This is a genomic window from Cupriavidus sp. 01T418 (assembly GCF_056398885.1).
The window spans coordinates 310,464-332,068 of record NZ_JBFTQG010000003.1; the positions used below are offsets into that span (position 1 = coordinate 310,464).

General features: G+C 65.6%; 23 protein-coding genes and 1 pseudogene. 19 read left to right on the forward strand and 5 right to left on the reverse strand.

The genetic code is table 11. From position 1 onward, the window contains the following. Positions 1-26 precede the first annotated feature (26 nt). From ptsP to mnmH, 5 genes are all read left to right on the forward strand, one after another. A complete protein-coding gene (gene ptsP, locus AC1DQ3_RS05575; protein ID WP_477119176.1) occupies positions 27-1,811 on the forward strand; it encodes a phosphoenolpyruvate--protein phosphotransferase in 1,785 nt (594 codons plus the stop codon). A 233-nt stretch (positions 1,812-2,044) separates the two neighbouring features. After that, a complete protein-coding gene (locus tag AC1DQ3_RS05580) occupies positions 2,045-2,341 on the forward strand; it encodes a (2Fe-2S)-binding protein (RefSeq protein ID WP_477119177.1) in 297 nt (98 codons plus the stop codon). A gap of 109 nt (positions 2,342-2,450) precedes the next feature. Beyond that, positions 2,451-2,930, forward strand: a complete 480-nt coding sequence (gene bfr / locus AC1DQ3_RS05585; protein ID WP_477119178.1) for a bacterioferritin — start codon at positions 2,451-2,453, stop codon at positions 2,928-2,930. Between the two features lie 266 nt (positions 2,931-3,196). Next, a complete protein-coding gene (gene selD, locus AC1DQ3_RS05590; protein ID WP_477119179.1) occupies positions 3,197-4,264 on the forward strand; it encodes a selenide, water dikinase SelD in 1,068 nt (355 codons plus the stop codon). Then, positions 4,264-5,376 (forward strand): tRNA 2-selenouridine(34) synthase MnmH, encoded by a 1,113-nt coding sequence (gene mnmH / locus AC1DQ3_RS05595; RefSeq protein WP_477119180.1) that lies wholly within the window; start codon positions 4,264-4,266, stop codon positions 5,374-5,376. The genes selD and mnmH overlap by 1 nt, the downstream gene beginning before the upstream one ends. Before the next feature lie 7 nt (positions 5,377-5,383). Here mnmH and AC1DQ3_RS05600 read toward each other — a convergent pair whose 3' ends face one another. The 3 genes from AC1DQ3_RS05600 to gpmA all read right to left on the reverse strand — a co-directional run bounded on the left by AC1DQ3_RS05600 (position 5,384) and on the right by gpmA (position 8,727). Beyond that, positions 5,384-6,154, reverse strand: a complete 771-nt coding sequence (locus AC1DQ3_RS05600) for a HesA/MoeB/ThiF family protein (protein WP_477119181.1) — start codon at positions 6,152-6,154, stop codon at positions 5,384-5,386. A 62-nt stretch (positions 6,155-6,216) separates the two neighbouring features. Next, positions 6,217-7,815, reverse strand: a complete 1,599-nt coding sequence (locus tag AC1DQ3_RS05605; RefSeq protein WP_477119182.1) for a S41 family peptidase — start codon at positions 7,813-7,815, stop codon at positions 6,217-6,219. 165 nt (positions 7,816-7,980) lie between these two features. Further along, positions 7,981-8,727, reverse strand: a complete 747-nt coding sequence (gene gpmA, locus AC1DQ3_RS05610) for a 2,3-diphosphoglycerate-dependent phosphoglycerate mutase (protein ID WP_477119183.1) — start codon at positions 8,725-8,727, stop codon at positions 7,981-7,983. Between the two features lie 140 nt (positions 8,728-8,867). Between gpmA and AC1DQ3_RS05615 the strand changes: the two genes are divergently transcribed. The 6 genes and pseudogenes from AC1DQ3_RS05615 to AC1DQ3_RS05640 all read left to right on the forward strand — a co-directional run bounded on the left by AC1DQ3_RS05615 (position 8,868) and on the right by AC1DQ3_RS05640 (position 13,167). Continuing rightward, complete coding sequence (locus tag AC1DQ3_RS05615; protein ID WP_477119184.1) at positions 8,868-9,281, forward strand: rhodanese-like domain-containing protein; 414 nt, start codon at positions 8,868-8,870, stop codon at positions 9,279-9,281. Positions 9,282-9,424: 143 nt separating this feature from the next. Beyond that, positions 9,425-9,682, forward strand: coding sequence for a glutaredoxin 3 (gene grxC, locus AC1DQ3_RS05620; RefSeq protein WP_477119185.1), 258 nt, complete (start codon positions 9,425-9,427; stop codon positions 9,680-9,682). A gap of 160 nt (positions 9,683-9,842) precedes the next feature. After that, complete coding sequence (gene secB, locus AC1DQ3_RS05625; RefSeq protein WP_477119186.1) at positions 9,843-10,361, forward strand: protein-export chaperone SecB; 519 nt, start codon at positions 9,843-9,845, stop codon at positions 10,359-10,361. Between the two features lie 402 nt (positions 10,362-10,763). Further along, positions 10,764-10,901 (forward strand): annotated as a pseudogene (locus tag AC1DQ3_RS05630) (RRXRR domain-containing protein); the annotation flags it as partial. A 210-nt stretch (positions 10,902-11,111) separates the two neighbouring features. After that, entirely contained in the window at positions 11,112-12,128 is a 1,017-nt protein-coding gene (locus AC1DQ3_RS05635; RefSeq protein WP_477119263.1) for an NAD(P)H-dependent glycerol-3-phosphate dehydrogenase, read from the forward strand. A 49-nt stretch (positions 12,129-12,177) separates the two neighbouring features. Further along, positions 12,178-13,167: a Bug family tripartite tricarboxylate transporter substrate binding protein gene (locus AC1DQ3_RS05640; RefSeq protein ID WP_477119264.1), complete on the forward strand. Its 990-nt coding sequence runs from the start codon at positions 12,178-12,180 to the stop codon at positions 13,165-13,167. 24 nt (positions 13,168-13,191) lie between these two features. Here AC1DQ3_RS05640 and trmL read toward each other — a convergent pair whose 3' ends face one another. Beyond that, a complete protein-coding gene (gene trmL, locus AC1DQ3_RS05645) occupies positions 13,192-13,662 on the reverse strand; it encodes a tRNA (uridine(34)/cytosine(34)/5-carboxymethylaminomethyluridine(34)-2'-O)-methyltransferase TrmL (RefSeq protein WP_477119187.1) in 471 nt (156 codons plus the stop codon). A gap of 118 nt (positions 13,663-13,780) precedes the next feature. After that, positions 13,781-14,713 carry a double zinc ribbon domain-containing protein gene (locus AC1DQ3_RS05650; protein WP_477119188.1) on the reverse strand — a complete coding sequence of 311 codons (933 nt, stop codon included), beginning with the start codon at positions 14,711-14,713 and terminating at the stop codon, positions 13,781-13,783. Between AC1DQ3_RS05650 and AC1DQ3_RS05655 the strand changes: the two genes are divergently transcribed. The 8 genes from AC1DQ3_RS05655 (at position 14,702) to AC1DQ3_RS05690 (ending at position 21,448) form a co-directional block, all read left to right on the forward strand. Then, positions 14,702-15,652: a methyltransferase domain-containing protein gene (locus tag AC1DQ3_RS05655; protein WP_477119189.1), complete on the forward strand. Its 951-nt coding sequence runs from the start codon at positions 14,702-14,704 to the stop codon at positions 15,650-15,652. The genes AC1DQ3_RS05650 and AC1DQ3_RS05655 overlap by 12 nt on opposite strands. A gap of 265 nt (positions 15,653-15,917) precedes the next feature. Beyond that, complete coding sequence (locus AC1DQ3_RS05660; protein ID WP_477119265.1) at positions 15,918-16,427, forward strand: DUF2244 domain-containing protein; 510 nt, start codon at positions 15,918-15,920, stop codon at positions 16,425-16,427. 56 nt (positions 16,428-16,483) lie between these two features. Then, the gene (gene coxB, locus AC1DQ3_RS05665; RefSeq protein ID WP_477119190.1) at positions 16,484-17,746 is read left to right on the forward strand and encodes a cytochrome c oxidase subunit II; all 1,263 of its coding nucleotides are present in this window, start codon (positions 16,484-16,486) and stop codon (positions 17,744-17,746) included. A gap of 23 nt (positions 17,747-17,769) precedes the next feature. Beyond that, the gene (gene ctaD, locus AC1DQ3_RS05670) at positions 17,770-19,374 is read left to right on the forward strand and encodes a cytochrome c oxidase subunit I (protein WP_477119191.1); all 1,605 of its coding nucleotides are present in this window, start codon (positions 17,770-17,772) and stop codon (positions 19,372-19,374) included. A gap of 60 nt (positions 19,375-19,434) precedes the next feature. Next, the gene (locus AC1DQ3_RS05675) at positions 19,435-19,566 is read left to right on the forward strand and encodes a cytochrome oxidase small assembly protein (RefSeq protein ID WP_477119192.1); all 132 of its coding nucleotides are present in this window, start codon (positions 19,435-19,437) and stop codon (positions 19,564-19,566) included. Between the two features lie 17 nt (positions 19,567-19,583). After that, the gene (locus tag AC1DQ3_RS05680; RefSeq protein ID WP_477119193.1) at positions 19,584-20,198 is read left to right on the forward strand and encodes a cytochrome c oxidase assembly protein; all 615 of its coding nucleotides are present in this window, start codon (positions 19,584-19,586) and stop codon (positions 20,196-20,198) included. Positions 20,199-20,230: 32 nt separating this feature from the next. Continuing rightward, entirely contained in the window at positions 20,231-20,443 is a 213-nt protein-coding gene (locus AC1DQ3_RS05685) for a DUF2970 domain-containing protein (RefSeq protein ID WP_035861042.1), read from the forward strand. A gap of 144 nt (positions 20,444-20,587) precedes the next feature. Continuing rightward, a complete protein-coding gene (locus tag AC1DQ3_RS05690; protein WP_477119194.1) occupies positions 20,588-21,448 on the forward strand; it encodes a cytochrome c oxidase subunit 3 in 861 nt (286 codons plus the stop codon). Positions 21,449-21,605: the final 157 nt, after the last annotated feature.

The following is a 21,605-nucleotide window of genomic DNA, read 5'->3' on the forward strand; positions in this document are numbered from 1 at the left end:
TTTAAACGTTCCTGACGGAGCGGTACATGCCATTTGCCCTGCACGGCATCCCGGTCTCGCGCGGCGTCGCCATCGGGCGCGCGCACTTGCTGGCGCCTGCTGCGCTCGATGTCTCCCACTACCTGGTCGACGAAGACCGGCTCGACGCGGAGGTCGAGCGCCTGCGCTCGGCACGCGCGGCGGTGCGGGCCGAACTGGCCACGCTCAAGCGCGATCTCCCGCGCGAAGCCCCGGAAGAGCTGGGCGCCTTTCTCGATGTGCACGCGATGATCCTCGACGACGAGGCGCTGGCCCGCGAGCCCGAGGCGCTGATCCGCAACCGGCGCTATAACGCCGAATGGGCGCTGACCACGCGGCTCGAAGAGCTGATGCGGCAATTCGACGAAATCGAGGACGAATACCTGCGCGAGCGCAAGGCGGATATCCGCCAGGTGGTCGAGCGCATTCTCAAGGTGCTGGCCGGCGCGGCCATGCTGGCGCCGGCCCCGGCGCCGCCTTCCTCGCTGGCGCCCGACGGCGAGCCGGCGCCCGGCGTGATCGTGGTGGCCCACGACATCTCGCCGGCCGACATGCTGCAGTTCCGCCACACCGTGTTCCACGGCTTCGTGACCGATCTCGGCGGGCGCACTTCCCATACCGCCATCGTCGCGCGCAGTCTCGACATCCCGGCCGCGGTGGGCGTGCAGAGCGCCAGCGAACTCATCCGCCAGGACGACTGGGTCATCATCGACGGCGATGCCGGCCTGGTCATCGTCGACCCATCGGCCATCATTCTCGAGGAATACCGGCATCGGCAGAGCGAGCGGGCACTGGAGAAAAAGCGCCTGCAGCGCCTGCGCCATACGCCTGCGGTGACCCTGGACGGGCTTGAGATCGACCTGCTGGCCAATATCGAGATGGCGGAGGACGCGACCGCGGCGCTGACCGCCGGCGCGGTCGGCGTCGGCCTGTTCCGCTCGGAATTCCTGTTCATGAACCGCCGCGGCGAGTTGCCAGACGAGGAGGAGCAATTCCAGGCGTATCGCGGCGCGGTGGATGCCATGCACGGGCTGCCGGTCACCATCCGCACCATCGATATCGGCGCCGACAAGCCGCTCGACGGCCGGGACGGGCGTGACGGGCGCGATGGGCGCGGCGACGATTTCGAGACCGCGCTCAACCCGGCGCTGGGCTTGCGCGCGATCCGCTGGTCGCTGTCCGAGCCGGCCATGTTCCTGACCCAGCTGCGCGCATTGCTGCGGGCCTCGGCCTTCGGGCCGGTGCGGCTGCTGATTCCGATGCTGGCCCACGCGCGGGAGATCGACCAGACACTGGACCTGATCGCGCAGGCCAAGCGCCAGCTCGACGTCCGTGGCCAGGCCTTCGACCCGTATCTCAAGGTCGGGGCGATGATCGAGATCCCGGCCGCCGTGCTGATGCTGCCGCTGTTCCTGCGGCGCATGGATTTTCTCTCCATCGGCACCAACGACCTGATCCAGTACACGCTGGCCATCGACCGCGCCGACAACGCCGTGGCGCATCTGTACGACCCGCTGCATCCGGCGGTGCTGCAACTGATCGCGCGCACCATCCGCGAGGCCAACCGCGCCGGCGTGCCGGTGGCGGTGTGCGGCGAAATGGCCGGCGACCCCGCCATGACCCGGCTGCTGCTCGGCATGGGGCTGCGCGAGTTCTCCATGCATCCTTCGCAGCTGCTGCGGGTCAAGCAGGAAGTGCTGCATGCCGACTGCGAGCGGCTGGAGCGGCTGGTCGAGCAGGTCCTGGGCGCATACGAGCCGGAGGAACTGGCCAGCGCGCTGAAGCAGCTCTGACAACCCTGGCCACACTAAGGTTTTTTCCGAAATCCAACATCGACAATGCCTTTTCAGGCACTTCATTGGCCGGGTGTGACGTAGTCGATATGCATTTTGCCGGTCATAAGTGTCGTGTTCCTGGCTTGTTCACCAAGTGCCTTAATGGGAATTGTTATCATTTTCGATCTCTGATATTCTGACGTACATCGCGGGTGACATGCCGGTGTCACCCCTCTCCCAAGGAGGGATTTGTGTACGTTTGCATTTGCAATCAGATTACCGACCGAGAAATTCATGGCGCCGCGCATCTTGGCGTGGAGACGCTGGACGAACTGGCTGAAACGCTGGGCGTCGGCACCTGTTGTGGCCGCTGCCGCGAATGCGCCCAGCAGGTGCTTTGCGAAGGCGTGGCGGCGGTGCGCAATGTGAAGGTCTCCGCCATCCAGGTCGTGGACATTTCCTCCTGTTCGTCATCGGGCCCACGTGCCATAATGGACACTCGGGACCCGGCAGTCGCGAACGATCAGCGTACCGCGCTGGTTGCCTGAGTTCGCCCGTAACCATCAGGTTACGGCGTCATTGCACTGACAGACTGCCTGCGGCGCGCCTTGCGCCGCTTCGCGTTTTTGCGGGGGCCCGTTGTAACAGGAGCCGCCAATGAAAGGTGACAAGAAGGTCATCCAGCATCTGAACGCGCAGCTGAAGAACGAGCTGACCGCGATCAACCAATATTTCCTGCACGCTCGCATGTACCGCCACTGGGGCCTGAAAAAGCTCGGCGAGGTCGAGTACAAGGAATCCATTGGCGAAATGAAGCATGCCGATCGCCTGATCGAGCGCATCCTGATGCTCGATGGACTGCCCAACCTGCAGGATCTCAACAAGCTGCTGCTGGGCGAAAACACCCCGGAAATGCTCAAGTGCGATCTGAAGCTGGAGCAGGGCGCGCATGCCACCGTCAAGGAAGGCATCGCTTACTGCGAATCGGTGGGAGACTACGTCAGCCGCGAGATCCTGGTCGACATCCTGACCGATACCGAAGAGCACATCGAATACCTCGAGACGCAGATCGACCTGATCGACAAGGTTGGCCTGCCCAACTATCTGCAGTCGCAGATGGAGCCGGGCGAGCAGTAGTCAGCCCGGCAGCCGGCCGCAAGTTCGCGAGAACGTAGTGGTCGCGCCCGCGCAGCGCCACTCGGTGCTGCCGCAGCAGCCCGTCTCCGGGTAGTAACCCGTCTCATTCGGATTCCCATTCCTTGCCAATCCCGCCGCGTTGTCGCTGCTGGTGCAAACTCGGCCTCGATCCGGCTATGCAGGGGAGAAGGGCGGCGGATAGCATAGAGAGTGGACAAGCCCAGGCGCACCATTCGCGTGACGCTACGCAACAGGAGCCAAACATCATGGAAGAACCCATCCGCCTGACGCAGTACAGCCATGGTGCCGGCTGCGGCTGCAAGATTTCGCCGCAGGTGCTCGATGTGATCCTTGCCGGCAGCGGCAATCAGCATATCGACCCGCGCCTCTGGGTCGGCAATGCCTCCCGCGACGACGCGGCAGTCTATGCGCTGGATGGGCTGGATCATGGCCGCGGCGTGGTTTCCACCACTGATTTCTTCATGCCGATCGTCGACGATCCGTTCGACTTCGGCCGCATCGCCGCCACCAATGCCATCAGCGACATCTACGCGATGGGCGGCGATCCGCTGCTGGCCATCGCCATCCTTGGCTGGCCCGTCAAGCTGCTGCCGCCCGAAGTGGCGCGCGAGGTGGTGGCGGGCGGACGGCGCGCTTGCGAGGATGCCGGCATCCCGCTCGCCGGCGGCCATTCCATCGATGCGCCCGAGCCTATTTTCGGCCTCGCGGTAACCGGCGTGGTCGATCGTGCGCACCTGAAGCGTAACGATACCGCCACCGCCGGATGCCGCCTCTACCTGACCAAGCCGCTGGGGATCGGCATCTTGACCACGGCCGAGAAGCAGGGGCAGCTGCGCGCGCAGGATGCAAGCCTGGCACGTGACTGGATGTGCGTGCTCAATCGGCCGGGCAGCCGCTTTGGCAAGCTGCCTGGCGTGCGTGCCATGACGGATGTGACCGGCTTCGGCCTGCTCGGGCATCTGGTCGAGATGGCCGAAGGCAGCCGCCTTACCGCCCGCCTCGACTACGCCGCGGTGCCGCTGCTTCCGGAAATATTGCGCTACGTGGAAGCCGGTTGCGTGCCGGGCGGCACCCAGCGCAACTTCGACAGCTACGGCGTACGGATTGGCGCCGGCATTGCAAACCAGGGCGGGGCGCTGTCCGACGTGCAGCGCGCCGTGCTGTGCGATCCGCAGACCAGCGGCGGCTTGCTGGTGGCCGTCGAGCCGGCTGGCGAAGCCGAATTCCACGCCGCTTGTGCCGAGTTCGGCCTGGCGCTGGCGCCGGTCGGCGAGATGGTGGCGCAAGGCCGGTACGCCGTCGAGGTGATCTGATGCGCGAGGATGCGTCCGACTTTCGTCAGCTTTTCCTGTCCGGCTTTCCCCTGCTCGACGTGCGCGCGCCGGTGGAGTTTGCGCGCGGTGCCTTCCCCGGTGCCGTCAACCTGCCGCTGATGGACGACGACGAGCGGCATCAGGTGGGCCTGTGCTATCAGGAGCAGGGGCAGCAGGCCGCGATCGTGCTTGGCCACCAGTTGGTGAGCGGCGAAGTTCGCGCCGCGCGCACCGCCGCCTGGGCGGCGTTTGCGCGGGCACATCCGGAAGGCTACCTGTATTGCTTCCKGGGCGGGATGCGCTCGCAGATCGTCCAGCAATGGCTACGCGACGATGCGGGCATCGACTATCCGCGCGTGACGGGCGGCTACAAGGCGATGCGCGCTTACCTGATCGACGCCATCGATGCCGCCGCCGCCGAATGCGGCCTGCTGACACTGGGCGGACTGACCGGCAGCGGCAAGACTGAAGTGATCGCCGACCTGATGGCTGGCCAGGACGCAGCCATCGACCTGGAGGGCCTGGCCCGCCATCGCGGTTCCAGCTTCGGCCGGCGCGCGGTGGCGCAGCCCACGCAAATCGATTTCGAGAGCGATCTGGCGATCGCGCTCTTGCGCCATCGCGCGACCGGGCGATCGGTACTGGTGCTGGAGGACGAAGGCCGCTTCATTGGCGCACGCAACCTGCCGCAGTCCCTCTACCTCACCATGCAGGCGGCGCCGCTGGTCTGGCTGGAGGAGTCTTTCGAAGCGCGCGAGAACCGCGTGCTGGAAGACTATGTGATTGGCCTGTCGGCCGATTTCGTCGCGGCACTCGGCGAGCAGGCGGGTTTTGCAGCCTATGCCGCGCGCCTGCAAGACGCCATGGCAGCGATTGCCAGGCGGCTCGGCGGGGCCCGCTATGAACGCCTTTCGGACCTGCTGGGGCAGGCCCTGGCACGCCAGGCCGAAACGGGCGATACCGATCTGCATCGGGCATGGATCGCCGTGCTGCTGCAGCAATACTACGATCCGATGTATGCCTACCAGCGCGAACAGCGCGAGGCCAGGATCGTGTTCCGCGGCGAGCGCGCCGCCGTGCTCGCCTTCCTGCGCGAGCGCACGCGCGCCTGACAGGCGCCTAGTCGCCGAGGTCCCGATGGTCCTCGCCGCCGCAAATCTCGCAATCCGGCACGCGTGCGAGGCGCATGGTGGTCCATTCCATGCCGAGCGCATCGACCATCAGCAGGCGGCCCGCCAGGGTGGTGCCGATTCCCATCAGCAACTTGAGCGCCTCCGCCGCTTGCACGGTTCCGACCATGCCCACCAGCGGCGCGAATACGCCCATGGTGGCGCACGCCACTTCCGGCGCCGGATGTGACGGCGGGAACAGGCAGGCATAGCAGGGTGCGTCCGGCTGGCGGCGGTCGAACACGCTGATCTGGCCGTCGAAGCGCAGGGCCGCGCCGGACACCAGCGGCACGCTGTGCCGCACGCAGGCGCGATTGACCGCCTGGCGCGTGTCGAAGTTGTCGCAGCAGTCGAGCACCACATCGGCATCGGCCACCAGGCGCGCGAGTTCGGCCGCGCCGACGCGTGCCTGCACCAGGCGCACGTCGATGCCCGGGTTGATGCGCAGCATGCCTTCGCGCGCCGATTCCACCTTGGGCCGGCCGACATTGGCTGTGGTGTGGATGATCTGGCGCTGCAGGTTGGTCAGGTCGACCACATCGTCGTCGACCACGGTGACGGTGCCGACACCGGCGGAGGCCAGGTAAGGCAGGGCGGCAGCGCCGAGGCCGCCAGCGCCAATCACCAGCGCGTGGCCGGCCAGCAGCCGGTTTTGTCCCTCGATGCCGAGTTCGTCGAGCAGGATATGCCGCGAGTAGCGCAGCAGTTGATCGTCGTTCATGTGGTGCAATGGTCGTGCAATGCAAAAGCGGCCCCGCAGGGCCGCTTTTGTCCGTCAGGTTTTCAGGGAGCCTTGCCTGTCGGCGTGCCCAGCGGGGTGACCGGAGCGCTTGCCGGCGGCGTGCCGACGGCTGGTGCCTTGCCGGCCGGTGCCGCGGGCTTCGCCGTGCCTGCGCCCTTGGCCGCGCCAGCCTTGGCAGGCTTGTCGGTCGATGCCAGGGCCTCAAGCTTCGACTTGGAGCGCTTGACCGGCTGGCCTTCGAGCTGTGCGACAGCCTGCTGCAGCATGAAGTCCTCTGCCGTGCCGAATTCGATCGGCTTTTTCTTGCGTTCCTTCTCGCGCTCTTCCGGCGTCTTCTTGGCGTTGTCCTCTTCGAGCCTGCGCAGCTCCTCGACGCGGCGCTGTTCGCGCTCGTTCATCTCGGGTTCCTCGGACTCCTGCTTGTTGTGCAGGTGACGCTCGGTATCGATCTCACGCGTGATCAGCGCATCGTCCGGATCGCCTTCCGGGTTCTGGTCGACCGGGATGTCCGGGCGGATGCCCTTCGCCTGGATCGACTTGCCCGTCGGCGTGTAGTAGTACGCGATGGTCAGCTTGATGCCGGTGTCGTTGGTGAGCGGACGCACGGTCTGCACCGAACCCTTGCCGAAGGTGGTCTTGCCCATGATCAGCGCGCGCTTGTGGTCCTGCAGCGCGCCGGCGACGATTTCCGACGCCGAGGCCGAGTAGGCGTTGGTCAGCACCACCATTGGCAGCTTCTTGTACAGCGCCGGCAGATCCTTCAGCGGATCGTCTTCCAGCGACGACAGGCGGTAGTTGTTGAAGGTGGCCTTGTAGACGCGCTTGGCGTCGGGCACCTGGCCGTTGGTCGAGACCACGGTCACGTCGTCGGGCAGGAAGGCCGCTGCCACGCCGACCGCGCCTTGCAGCACGCCGCCGCCATTGTTGCGCAGGTCCAGGATCACGCCCTTCAGGTTCGGGTTCTTCGCCGCCAGCTCATCGAGCTTCTTGCCCAGGTCCGCCACGGTGCGCTCCTGGAAGCTGGTCAGGCGCACCCAGGCGAGCTTGTCGTTGTCGATGAGCTTGGCCTTGACCGACTGCACGCGGATCTCGGCGCGCGTGATCGACACCGGGAAGGTGCGTTCCTCGCTCTTGCGATAGATGGTCAGCGTGACCTTGGTGCCCGGTTCGCCGCGCATGCGCTTGACGGCCTGTTCGAGCGGCAGGCCACGCACGGGCTTGTCGTCGATACGGGTGATCAGGTCGCCGGGCTGGATGCCGGCGCGGAACGCGGGGGTGTCTTCGATCGGATTGATCACCTTGACCAGCCCTTCCTCCTGGGAAATCTCGATCCCCAGGCCGGCGAAGCGGCCGCGCGTGCCTTCCTGCAATTCCCTGAAATCCTTCTCGTCCAGGTAGGCCGAGTGCGGATCCAGGCTCGCGACCATGCCCTTGATGGCTTCGGTCAGCAGCTTCTTGTCATCGACCGGCTCTACGTACTCGCGCTTGATCTGGCCAAAGATGTCTGCCATCAAGCGCAACTGCTCCAACGGCAGGGGCCCCGAAGAGTTTTGCGCGGTGGCCGATAGCTGCAGAGTGGCGAGCACGCCGGCAACGAGTCCGGCAGAAACAAGACTGATGTTCTTGAGCGTCTTACGCATGAGGGCGGCCTGAACGTGTGAGGATTGTGCTGTGTCGGATCCGGCCTGGCGCATCACGCCGGCCGGCTTTGTCCGACAGTATAAGAGGGAGCGGAAAAAAAAGACCGGTCCACTGCATCGGGCGGCCGGACGGCGCGCCTGGGAGGCGCGCGCCCGGCCCTGGCCTCAGCGTGCCTTGCCCTGGTTCGCCACGGCTGCCAGCGACGCGGCGATCGCTTCCTGGTCGCCCAGGTAGTAATGGCGCAGCGGGCGCAGATCGGCGTCCAGTTCGTACACGAGCGGGGTGCCATTGGGGATATTGATGCCAACGATATCGTCATCCGAAACCTGGTCCAGGTACTTCACCAGCGCGCGGATGCTGTTGCCATGGGCCGCGATTACCACGCGCTTCCCCGCTTTGATGTCGGGCGCAATGGATTCGTTCCATAGCGGCAGCACGCGGGCCACCGTGTCCTTCAGGCATTCGGTCAGCGGGATCTGCTCGCGCGGCACCTGGGCGTAGCGCGGGTCCTCGTACGCGGCGCGCGGATCGTCCGCTTCCAGCGCCGGCGGCGGGGTGTCGTAGCTGCGGCGCCATACCAGCACCTGCTCGTCGCCGAACCTCGCGGCGGTCTCGGCCTTGTTGAGGCCGGACAGCGCGCCGTAGTGGCGTTCGTTCAGGCGCCATTCGTTGCGTACCGGGATCCACATCAGGTCCATTTCGTCCTGCACGTGCCACAGCGTGCGCACGGCGCGCTTCAACACCGAGGTATAGGCTACATCGAAAGCCAGTCCGGCTTCGCGCAGCAGCTTGCCGCCCAGCTTGGCCTGGGCCACGCCGGTGCTGGTCAGGTCGACGTCGACCCAGCCCGTGAAGCGGTTTTCTAGATTCCACGTGGATTCGCCGTGGCGGATGAGAACGAGTTTGTACATGCTGCTTCCAAAGCGTGAGAAACCTGTGTGCGCCCAGCCACATATCACCGCACATATGCCAACTAAGGGACAATGACGGTTCGCGGGCGCGGAACCGTCTATTTTATAATGCCGCCGACTCAACCCACCGGAATGCCAACGTGAATTTCTTCGCCGACTACAACAACCTTGCCTTGATCGCCATCGCCGTGGTGTCGGGCGGCCTGCTGGCCTGGCCCGCCATCACGCGCGGTACCTCCGGCAAGACCGTCAACCCTGCCGGCGCGACCCAGTTGATCAACAAGCGCAATGCGGTTGTCGTGGATATCCGGGAAGCCACCGAATACGCCAAGGGCCACTTGCCGCAAGCCAAGAGTGCGCCACTCGCCGACCTGCCCAGCCGCGCCGCCGGCCTTGCAAAGGACAGGTCCGTCCCCATCATCGTCGTGTGCCAGACCGGCCAGCGCTCGGGCAAGGGTCAAGCAGCCTTGAAGGAAGCCGGTTACAGTGAGATCTATTCGCTCGAAGGCGGCCTGGCCGCTTGGCAGCAAGCCGGCCTGCCCATCGTCAAGTAAGTGGCGCCTGAGCGGCTTCGGAGGCATGCCCCCGTCGCCGCGCCATCAGGGCGCCCGTCCTCGTCCGGTGTGGCGCAGTCCTGGCTTGCCTGCACCCGAGCTATCCCGAGTTAGGCCCAGAGTCCAGTCTTAAGGAGAACCGCATGACCCGCGTTGTGATGTACAGCACGGTAGTTTGTCCGTATTGCCAGATGGCCGAGCGCCTTCTGAAGGCCAAGGGCGTCGAGTCGATCGAGAAGATCCTGATCGACCGCGAGCCCGGCAAGCGCGAGGAAATGATGACCCGCACCGGCCGCCGCACCGTGCCGCAGATCTACATCGACGAGACCCATGTGGGCGGCTTCGACGAGCTCGCGGCGCTCGATCGCCAGGGCGGGCTGGTGCCGCTGCTGGCTGCCTGAAGCGCGGCCCGTCCCGCCGCGGGTGAATTCGTCACCCGCGTCATGTACCATACGTGTTTTCCAACCGGGTGCCGACCCGGCCGTTAGCCAGGGCCATTCCCGCCCGCGGCGCAGACGGCCTGGAGGCCAGGCGCCCAATGCCCCTTTCCGGAAGCCTTTCATGAGCGACCAGCAAAACAATCAGCAGGAAGACCAGCCGTTCTTCAATATCCAGCGTGTGTACCTGAAGGACATGTCGCTCGAACAACCGAATTCGCCCGGCATCTTCCTCGAGACCGAAGCGCCGGCCGTGGAAGTGCAGGTGAACGTGGGTGCCTCGCAGCTGCAGGAAGGCATCTTCGAAGTGGTGGTGACGGGTACCGTGACGACCAAGGTGCAGGATAAGGTCGCCTTCCTGGTGGAAGCCCACCAGGCCGGCATCTTCGATATCCGCAACGTGCCGGCGGAGCAGCTCGACCCGCTGCTGGGCATCGCCTGCCCGACCATTCTCTACCCGTACCTGCGCGGCAATATCGCTGACGTGATCACCCGCGCCGGCTTCCAGGCCATCCACCTGTCGGAAATCAATTTCCAGGCGCTGTACGAGCAACGCCTGCAGGCGGCGATGGAAGAAGCCGGAGCCGCCCACGACGGCAACAGCGGCATCGTGATGCCCGACGGCAGCCAGGCTCGTCACTGATCCTGCGGGGTCTGTAGTCAGTAGTCAGTTGCGAAGACGGGGCCTCGGCCCCGTTTTGTCTTTGCGGCCCCCGTAGTCGCGATGTATGCGCGGGGCCGAACCAACGAGGCGAACGGCCGTCAACTACCCCGGCCTAAAAGGCCGGAGCTTGTAGAGGCAACCGAACAGGCTCGGGTTGACCAGGCAAAGCGGTACCCAACCCGCTACGTTGCGAATAGGTGCAAGACCAACGTTGGAATGCTTCCTCAGTTCCAACCTCTTGAAGCCCCGGTTGCAGACAAGCGACAGGGTAAGCACGAAACGGATCGGGGCAGATCGCCGGTTCGCAACATTGCCGAGGGGAGACCTCCCGCAGGGGAGGCGTCACCAGGCCCGCAAGGGCAACTTTTAGGAGAGATTGCCTTGGCAGTCTTTGTGTTGGACAAGCGCGGCAAGCCGCTCATGCCGTGCAGTGAGAAGCGCGCCAGGCTGTTGCTGGCGTGCGGCCGCGCGCGCGTGCACCGCGTGATGCCCTTCGCCATCCGCCTGGTGGATCGGCGCGATTCGCGCCACCGGCTCCTTCAACATTCAGACCGCCGAAGGGGTCGTCCAGGGTGTCTCTCACCGCGATTGCACGCTCATGCAACGCGGCGACGGATATGGTTATTCACGCGTAGCGCCATCCACGAAGGAGAGCGGGCGCAGGGGCGACGCTTCGCGTCGCGCGCTATCCCTCACCGGCCTGAAGGCCGATGTTTCCCGCGCACACTGATGAAAATCACAGTCTTCGGTGCAGGTGCCTGGGGTACCGCGCTCGCCAGCCATGCCGCCGCGGCCCACGATGTGGTGCTGTGGGGGCGGGACGCCGAACAGCTGGCCGCCATCGGTGCCGATGGCGTCAATGCCACCTACCTGCCTGGCGTGCCGCTGTCCGCGCGGCTCGCGGTCGAGCCGGATTTCGAGCGTGCCGCGGCGCATGCCGATGTCGAGCCCGCTGGCCTCGTGATCGTGGCCACGCCGGTCTCGGGCCTGCGCGAAATGACGCGCAGGCTGGCCGCGCGGCAGACCCGGGCCTTGCGCATGCTCTGGCTGTGCAAGGGCTTCGAGGCCGGCACCAATGCCTTGCCGCACCAGATGGTGCGCGAAGAACTCGACGCCGCCGGCCATCTCCATGACACCGGCTATGGCGTGCTGACCGGCCCCAGCTTTGCCCGCGAGGTAGCGCTTGGACTGCCGTGCGCGCTGACCGTGGCGGGCACCTCGCCCGCGCTCGCCGAACTGGCGCAGCATGCATTCCATCACCACGCCATGCGCATTTATGGCAGCGACGACCTGGTCGGCGCCGAGGTGGGCGGCGCGGTCAAGAACGTGCTGGCGATCGCCACCGGCGCCAGCGACGGGCTCGGCCTGGGCCTGAACGCGCGTGCCGCGCTGGTGACGCGCGGCCTGGCCGAGATGACCCGATTGGGCATGGCGCTGGGCGGCCGCATTGAAACCTTCATGGGCCTGGCCGGGATCGGCGACCTGATCCTGACCGCCACCGGCGACCTTTCGCGCAATCGCAAGGTGGGCCAGCAACTGGCCGAGGGCAAGACCCTGGCCCTGGTACTGGACGAGCTGGGCCACGTTGCCGAGGGCGTGCGCTGCGCGCAGGCGGTGGCGGCGCTGGCGGCGGCAAAGGGCGTCGATATGCCGATCACGCGTGCCGTGTGCGCGGTGCTCTTCGAAGGGCTGTCTGCCGCCGATGCGGTGGCGCGGCTGCTGCAGCGCGACGCGCGCGATGAGTGAGCGCGTGCTGATCAGCGGTGCGCCACCTTGCACCATGTCCCGGGACTTCATGGCGGCCCGCCGCCGTACCCTGATCGCCCTGGCAGCCTGCGCCTTGTCCGGCGCGGCAGGGAGGGCGCTGGCCGCGCCCTCCGGGCAGCCGTGGCCGGCGCGCCCGATCCGCATGGTGGTGCCGTTCCCGGCAGGGTCCTCGCCCGACCTGATCGCGCGCCTGCTGACCGAGAAACTGGCCGTCGCCCTTGGGCAACCCGTGGTGGTGGAGAACCGCCCGGGCGCCGGCGGCAATATCGGCACCGGCATGGTGGCAAGGGCCGCCCCGGACGGCTACACCTTGCTGCTGACCATCAACGGTCCGCTGGTGACCGCGCCAACCTTGTCGCGCCATCTCGGCTACGACCCGGTGCGCCAGCTGGCGCCCGTGTCGCTGGTGGCGACCTCGCCCAATGTGCTGGTGGTGGATGCCCGCCTGCCGGTGCATGACGTGCGCGAGTTCGTGGCGCTGGCACGGTCCCGTCCGGGCGTGCTGAACTATGGTTCGGTTGGCAACGGCAGCGCTGCCCACCTGGCCATGGAGCAGCTCAAGGCGGCGGCGGGGATCGACCTGCAGCACATTCCCTATCCGGGCTTCGCGCAGATCACCACCGCCATGGTCGGCGGCCAGTTGCAGGCCGGCTTCATGGTGCCCGCCGTCGCCATGCCCCTGGTGAACGCCGGCAAGCTGCGCATCATCGCGGTTACCACCAGCGGGCGCACCAGCCTGCTGCCGGCGGTGCCTGCCGTGGCGGAATCCGGCTATCCCGGCTTCGAGGCGATCTCATGGCAAGCCGTGCTGGCGCCGGCGGGCACGCCCGCGCCGGTGATCGACCGGCTCTATCGCGAGCTGGTGGCCATCATCGGCAGCGAGGATGTGCGCGCCAGGATGCGGGCCCTGTATTTCGTGCCGGCAGGTACTGCGCCGCAATCGCTGCGCCAGACCATGGCGAGCGAAAAGGTGCGCTGGGACCAGGTGATCCGCGTCGCCGGCGTGCAGCCGGAATAAGCCGCGCGCGTTCGTACGCCCGGGTCAGGCGCCGCCCGCAAAGCCGTTCTGGCGCCAGGCCTCGAACACCACCACGGCGACGGTATTGGAGAGATTCAGGCTGCGGTTGTCCGGCCGCATCGGCAGCCGGATGCGCTGCGCGGCGGGAAACCATGCGCGCCGCTCGGGCGCCAGCCCGCGCGTTTCCGAGCCGAAGACAAACCAGTCGCCAGGCTGGAAGCTGACCTGCCCGAACGGTGTAGAGCCGTGCGTGGTCAGCGCGAACATGCGGGTGGGGTCGGGCTGCTCGCTGTCCATCAGCGCGTCCCAGTTCTCGTGCACGCGCATGCTGGCGTACTCGTGGTAGTCCAGCCCGGCGCGGCGCATGCGCGCATCCTCCAGCGGAAAACCGAGTGGCTTGACGAGGTGCAGGCGTGCGCCGGTGTTGGCGCACAGGCGGATCACATTGCCGGTATTCGGCGGGATCTCGGGTTCGACCAGGACGACATTGAACATGGGAAGGGGCGGGCCGGAGGCGCCGCAGCCGTGAAACGCTGCGCAGCTTACCCTGCCGGGCGCTGCCTGTCACGCGGGGCGGGGCCAGTGCGTACTTCGCTTTATCGCGGCGCCAGGCCTATGGCGTGCGCAACGCCACGAGCACCGTCACGCGCGTTGCGCCATGCGCCTTCAGGACGCGTGCCGCTTCGCCCAGGGTGGCGCCGCTGGTCATCACATCGTCGACCAGGCCAACGTGCAGCCCCGCGACATCGTGGCCGGTCCCAAGGCCGAAGGCGCCCTGCAGGTTGGCCTGCCGCGCGGGCAGGTCCAGCGTGGCCTGCGCCGGGGTATCGCGCACACGCGCCAGCAGCGTCGGCGCGGCGCGCACGCCGAGACGGCGTGCCAGGGGCCGCGTCATCTCCCAGGACTGGTTGAAGCCACGTTCCGCCAGTCGCCGCGGGGATAGCGGAATCGGCGCCAGCATATCGGGCGATGCCAGACCGGCCGTGGCGGCAGCGGCCGGCCAGCGGCGTGCCAGTTCGCTCGCGAGCCAGTCCGCCAGCGGCAGCACGCCGCCGAATTTCAGCGCCAGCACCGTGCCGTCCTGCGGGCTGGCGTAATCGCCGAGCGCCAGGGCGGCATCAAAGGGCGGTGGATCGTAGCGGCATTGGTTGCAGACCGAGGCCGCGTCAGGCGCGGCGGTGCGCCCCAGCGGGCGGGCGCAGCAGCGGCAGCGCGGCAGCGGCGCCAGCAGTTCCTCCGCGCAGCCGGCGCAGACGGTTTCGTCCTGCACCGTGCCGCACAGCGCACAGGCCGCCGGCAGCAGCGTGCGCATCCAGCGGCGCGCATGCTGGCGCAGCGTGCTCTCGCCGGGGCGCGCCAGCAGGGGCGGCGCGCGCCCGCAAGCCACATGGGATGCCGGAGCGCCGCCGGCAGTCGCGGCGGCAGGCGCGTATACTTGCGATCCGGTCGCGCCGTCCGCTGGCGCGCGCACCGTATCCTGGACGGACGCATTGCCGCGGCCGCCGTCTTCATCCTCTTGTTGCCTGGTTTGACCGTGTCCCTGCATGACGCCGACTCCCCCGATGCCTATTTGCCGCCCACGCGGCTGACCCGTCTCGCCTTCGACCGGCGCAGCGCCGGCTTCGGCCAGCTCGATTTCCTGCTGGGCGAGATCGGCCAGCGCATGCAGGAGCGCATGCAGATGATCCGGCTGGCGCCGGCGCGCGCGCTCGACATCGGCTGCGGCCACGGCCGCGGCCTGGCCGCGCTGCGCGCCCAGTACCCGGATGCGCAGATCGCCGGCCTCGATATCTCCGGCGCCATGCTGCGCGAGGCAGCCCAGCGCGATCCCCAGCACCAGTCCGGGTGGCTGGGGCGCCTGCTTGGCAAGCGGCCCACCTTCGACTTGGTGCAGGGCGATCTTGCCACATTGCCCTTCGCCCCGGCCAGCTTCGACCTGCTGTGGTCCAATCTCGCGCTGCACTGGCACCCCGAGCCGCACCGGGTCTTCCCGGAATGGCACCGGGTCACCCGCGACGAAGGCCTGGTGCTGTTCTCCCTGTTCGGGCCCGATACCCTGGCCGAACTGCGTGCCGCCTTCGCCGAGGTGGACGGCGACACGCATTCGCTGCGCTTCGTCGACATGCACGATATCGGCGACATGCTGGTGCACAGCGGCTGGTCGACGCCGGTGATGGACATGGAAACCCTCACCGTCACCTACGAGTCGCCGCGGACCTTGCTGCGTGAAGTGCAGGCCTTCGGCGGCCTGCGCTTGCCGCCGGCGCCCATCAGCGAAGGGGGCTTGCGCGGGCGCGCCTGGTTCGAGGCGCTGCTGGCCGCGCTCGAGCGCCGGCGCAATGCCGATGGCCTGATTCCGCTCACCTTCGAGATCGTCTACGGCCATGCCTGGAAGCTCGCGCCGCGCGGCAAACAGGCCGTCGACGAACTCGGCCACGCCGTGGTTCCACTCGACAAGATCGGGCGGGCGCGGCTGCGCAAGTAGCGTGACCGGCGCACCTGCATGCATCTCCGGCCCAGTCAAGCCCGCTGTCGCAAGCACCGCGCCGAAGCACAAAAACTTGTCGCGCGCCAGCCCCCTGGTCAAGTGGCGGCCTTGTCCGAGTAGGCGAAGCGCCCTATAATGCGCCAGTTTGTCGCAGTGGTCTCCCTGGCACTATTTGCCCCACACCGCACCCCAATGGTGCGTCCCAGGCGCAATCGTTCCAGGCGTGCATCCGGTCACAGCGGTTGGCGATGCAAGGTTGGCGATGCAAGACTTGGGTATCGCATTCCAGACGGCGCAAGACGAACCCGACGGCAGGTCCGGCGGGTCCGGCGCGCCGGACAAAGACTGGCTGATGAAGCGGAATTGTTCGCTGTCTCCGCGCCAGGTCGGCTGGTTTTACCTCTCTATCGTCAGTGTTTCACTCGCCATCGCCTTGTTTTTTGCGTGGCGAGGGTCATGGCTCGTCCTTCCCTTCGCCGGGTTGGAGCTGCTGGGGCTGGGCATTGCGCTGCTAGTGCATGGGCGCCACGCGTCGGACTATGAACGCGTCAGCCTGGTCGACGGCAGGCTGGTAGTGGTTTCGGTCAGTGCAGGGAAGCTGACACGGCATGAATTCAACCCGCTGTGGGTGCGGGTCGAACTGGGTGAATCATTACGGGCGCTGGTGTTGCTGCGCTCGGGCAAGTGCGCTGTGCGGGTGGGGTATTTTCTGGACCCGTACAAGCGGCGAAAGTTCGCGCAGGAACTCGTATCGGCTTTGCGTTACCTCTGAGGCAGCGCGGGTCTGGCGAGTGACAGATTTGAATCTGTAAATTGGGTAGATAACAAATGAAAATGTGGAAGAAGGCATCCGCAGCGTGTCTGGTGGGCGCGTCCCTGCTCACTGGTCATGCAGCCCTGGCAGTGGAAGACATGCCAGGCGGCCCCGCCGTGCGCCAGCTCAATTTGACCGAGCCGGTCACCAAGATCGCAGAACAGATTCACTGGCTGAACTGGATGATGCTGATCATGTGCACCGTGATCTTCGTCGGCGTGTTCGGGGTGATGTTCTACTCCGTGTTCAAGCACCGCAAGTCCAAGGGCGCGAAGTCGGCTTCCTTCCACGAAAGCATCACCGTCGAGGTGATCTGGACCATCATCCCGTTCCTGATCGTCATCGGCATGGCCCTGCCCGCCACCAAGACGGTCGTGGCGATGAAGGACACCACCAACGCCGACCTCACCATCAAGGCCACCGGCTACCAGTGGAAGTGGGGCTACGATTACCTCAAGGGCGACGGCGAAGGCATCTCCTTCGTGTCCACCCTGACCACCCCGCGCGATCAGATCAACAACGAGGCCCCCAAGTCGAACACCTACCTGATGGAGGTGGACAACGAGATGGTGGTGCCCGTGCACAAGAAGGTCCGCATGGTGCTGACGGCCAACGACGTCATCCACGCCTGGATGATCCCGGCCTTCGGCGTCAAGCAGGATGCGATCCCCGGCTTCGTGCGCGACACCTGGTTCAAGGCCGAGAAGATCGGCGTGTACCGCGGCCAGTGCGCCGAACTGTGCGGCAAGGAGCATGCCTTCATGCCCATCGTCGTGCGCGTGGTCTCCGACGCCGACTACGCCAAGTGGGTCGATGGCAAGAAGAAGGAACTCGCCGCCAAGGCCGACGACCCCAACAAGACCTGGACCCTGGAAGAAATCAAGGCCCGTGGCGAGAAGGTCTATACCGCCAACTGCGCGGTCTGCCACCAGCCGAACGGCAAGGGCGGCGGTCCCTTCCCGGCGCTGGACGGCTCCAAGGTCGTCAACGGGCCCGACGCCGGCCAGATGCACATCCTGCTGGAAGGCAAGGGCGCCATGCCGGTCTGGAAGCATCTCTCCGATACCGAACTCGCTGCCGTCATGACCTACACCCGCAACAGCTGGGGTAACAAGACCGGTGAAGTGATTCAACCGAGCGATTTCGTGAACGCCCGTGCGGGCAAGTTCCGCGAAGGCGGCGGCGCACCTGGTGCCTCCGGCGATGCCGCGCCCAAGACGGAAGACAAGCCGGCTGCAAAGCAGGCAAGCGCCGCGGGTGACCGCGCCGCAGGCTGAACAGGATTTCAGGAGTTTTCGCGATGAGTACTGCTACCCCGGACGCGCTCGCCCACCCGCACGACCACGCCCACGATGAGCACCACGATCATCCGCATGGCTGGCGCCGCTGGCTGTTCGCCACCAACCACAAGGACATCGGTACGCTGTACCTGCTGTTCTCGTTCACCATGCTGCTGTCTGGCGGCGCGCTGGCACTGCTGATCCGCCTCGAACTGTTCGAGCCGGGCCTGCAGTTCTTCCGCCCCGAACTGTTCAACCAGTTCACGACCATGCACGGCCTGATCATGGTGTTCGGCGCGATCATGCCGGCCTTCGTCGGCTTCGCCAACTGGATGATCCCGCTGCAGATCGGCGCATCCGACATGGCCTTCGCGCGGATGAACAACTTCAGCTTCTGGCTGATGCCCCCGGCAGCGCTGCTGCTGGTGCTGTCGTTCTTCGCACCGGGCGGCGCCACCGCCGCCGGCTGGACCCTGTATGCGCCGCTGTCGGTGCAGATGGGCCCGGGCATGGACATGGCGATCTTCGCCATGCACATCATGGGCGCGTCGTCGATCATGGGTTCGATCAACATTATCGTCACGGTGCTCAATATGCGCGCACCCGGCATGACGCTGATGAAGATGCCGATGTTCTGCTGGACGTGGCTGATCACCGCCTACCTGCTGATCGCCGTGATGCCGGTGCTGGCTGGCGCCATCACCATGGTGCTGACCGACCGCCACTTCGGCACGAGCTTCTTCTCGGCTGCCGGCGGCGGCGACCCGGTGATGTACCAGCACATCTTCTGGTTCTTCGGCCACCCCGAGGTCTACATCATGATCTTGCCGGCGTTCGGGATCGTCTCGCACGTCGTGCCGGCCTTCGCCCGCAAGCGCCTGTTCGGCTATAGCTCGATGGTCTACGCGACCGCCTCGATCGCCATCCTGTCGTTCATCGTGTGGGCCCACCACATGTTCACGACCGGCATGCCCGTGACCGGCCAGCTGTTCTTCATGTACGCCACCATGCTGATCGCGGTGCCGACGGCCGTGAAGATCTTCAACTGGATCGCCACCATGTGGCGCGGCTCGATGACCTTCGAGACGCCGATGCTGTTCGCGATCGGCTTTATCTTCGTGTTCACCATCGGCGGCTTCACCGGCCTGATGCCGGCGGTGGCCCCGATCGACATCCAGTTGCAGGATACCTATTTCATCGTGGCGCACTTCCACTACGTGCTGGTGGCGGGCTCGCTGTTCGCGATGTTCTCGGGCTTCTACTACTGGGGTCCGAAGTGGAGCGGTTTCATGTACAACGAAACCCGCGGCCAGATCCACTTCTGGGGCTCGATGATCTTCTTCAACGTCACCTTCTTCCCGATGCACTTCCTGGGCCTGGCCGGCATGCCGCGCCGCTATGCCGACTACCCGACGCAGTTCGCGGATTTCAACGCGATTGCCTCGATTGGCGCTCTGGGCTTCGGCCTGATGCAGGTGTATTTCTTCTTCTTCGTGGTGCTGCCATCCTACCGTGGCGGCAAGCCGGCCGGAGACAAGCCTTGGGATGGCGCCGAAGGCCTGGAATGGACCGTGCCGTCGCCGGCCCCGTTCCATACCTTTGAGGTCCCCCCGCGGGTCAAGTAAGCAATGATGCGCGCAAGGCTGGGCGATGCCCGTCCTTGCGCGTCACGCAGGCGAGGTGTTATGCAGGATCCGGACAAAAGTCCATCGCAGGCAGAGCGCAAGGCCTCGAATCGTCGTCTCGGCCTGATCCTTTTCTCGATCGTGATGATTTTCTTTTTGGGTTTCTTCGCCAAGATGATTCTTCTCGGCTGATCCCGCAGGGTATTGAGATGAGCGTGAACCAGCAGTCAAACGATGCCACCGACAGGAAGTTCAACCGCGGGATGATGCTGCGGCTGCTGGTGGTGGTGGCGCTGATGTTCTCGTTCGGCTATGCGCTGGTGCCGCTGTACAAGAAGATCTGCGAGATCACCGGCCTGAATGTGCTGACCACGCGCGATCTGTACGGCGGGCAGGTGAAGAATACGCAGGTGGACAAGACGCGCACCGTCACGGTCGAGTTCGATTCCAACGCGCGCGGTCCGTTTGCCTTCCGTCCGGTCAAGGGCAGCATGGAGGTGCATCCGGGCGAAATGACCACCATCGTCTACGAAGTCGCAAACGGGCAGACGCGCGATATCTCGGCGCAAGCGATCCCGAGCTACCTGCCCAAGCTGGCCACGCAGTATTTCAAGAAGATCGAGTGCTTCTGCTTCAAGGAGCAGACGCTCAAGGCGAATGAAGCACGCGAGATGCCGGTGGTGTTCGTGATCGATCCGGACCTGCCGAAAGATGTGAAGAACATTACGCTGTCCTATACCTTCTTCGAGACCGGTTTGCCGGTGGCGCAAGCGCCCCAGGGTCCGCTCGATGCGCAGCCGTCCGGAGCAGGCAAGGGCAGTTGAATTTGCAGGTGTAGTGGTTGCAAGGGGTAGCCGTGGATGAGATGAAGGATGCGGTCAAGCGCAAGCTGTCATTTGCGCAGACCCTGCGCGCGGTGTTCTGGTCGTTTATCGGCCTGCGCAAGGGCAGCGAGCATGAGCGCGACATGGCACAGCTCAACCCGGTCCACGTGATCATTGCCGGACTGATCGGGGTAGCCATCCTGATCGCCGTGCTGATCACAGTGGTACGCGTAGTGGTAGGGTAGGCAGCCTCGCGCGGGGCGGGATCGGGCAGGGAAAAGTAAAAGTAAAAGTAAAAGCAGGGCAAAAGCATGCCGCCGGCCAGCAGTCGGGGCCGGATGTGCGGATAACGACGACTGAATCAGAGACTCTGAGCTGGAGAAAAAAGAATGAGTGCGAACCGCGCAAACGCTCCGTACTACTTCGTACCGGGCCCCTCGCGCCATCCGATCACGGCGGCCTTTGGCTTGCTGCTGACGGCTGGGGGTGCTGCTGGTTGGGTAAACGGGCAGCCCTGGGGGCCTTACGTCTGCATCCTGGGCCTGCTGTGGTTCCTGTTCGTGCTCAAGAGCTGGTTCAGCGAGGCGATCAGCGAATCCGAGACCGGCAAGTACGGCAAGAACATCGACCTGTCCTTCCGCTGGTCGATGGGCTGGTTCATCTTCTCCGAAGTGATGTTCTTCGCGGCGTTCTTCGGCGCGCTGTTCTACGCCCGCAATATCGCCATGCCGTGGCTGGGCGACCTGAACAACAAGATCCTGTGGCCCGACTTCGCCGCCGTGTGGCCTAATTCTGGCCCGGCCGGCGTCGTCGAGTCCTTCCAGACCATGGGCCCGTGGCCGATCCCGACGATCAACACGGCGCTGCTGCTGATGTCCGGCGTGACGCTGACCTGGGCGCACCATGCGCTGCTGGCCAACAAGCGCAGCCAGCTGATCCAGGGCCTGGTGCTCACCATCTTGCTGGGCGCGGTCTTCATGTGCTTCCAGGTGTACGAATACCATCATGCGTACACGGAACTGCACCTCAAGCTGACCTCGGGCATCTACGGTTCCACCTTCTTCCTGCTGACCGGCTTCCATGGCTTCCACGTGACCATGGGCGCGATCATGCTGACGGTGGTGCTGGTGCGCGTGCTGAAGGGGCACTTCACCCCCGATCACCACTTCGCCTTCGAAGGCGCCGCCTGGTACTGGCACTTCGTGGACGTGGTGTGGCTGTTCCTCTACATCGTGGTGTACTGGCTGTAAGTCACCCGACTGCAGTGCCCGCCGGCGTTGCCGGCGGAATCGCCGGAGAGGTTCGTCTCCCGGCGAAGAACAACAAAAAAACAAGCGCCGCGGGAGTTCAGCCACTGCGGCGCTTTTTTTTTTATGATTCGAATACTTGCGGCAGGTGTGCCGGCGG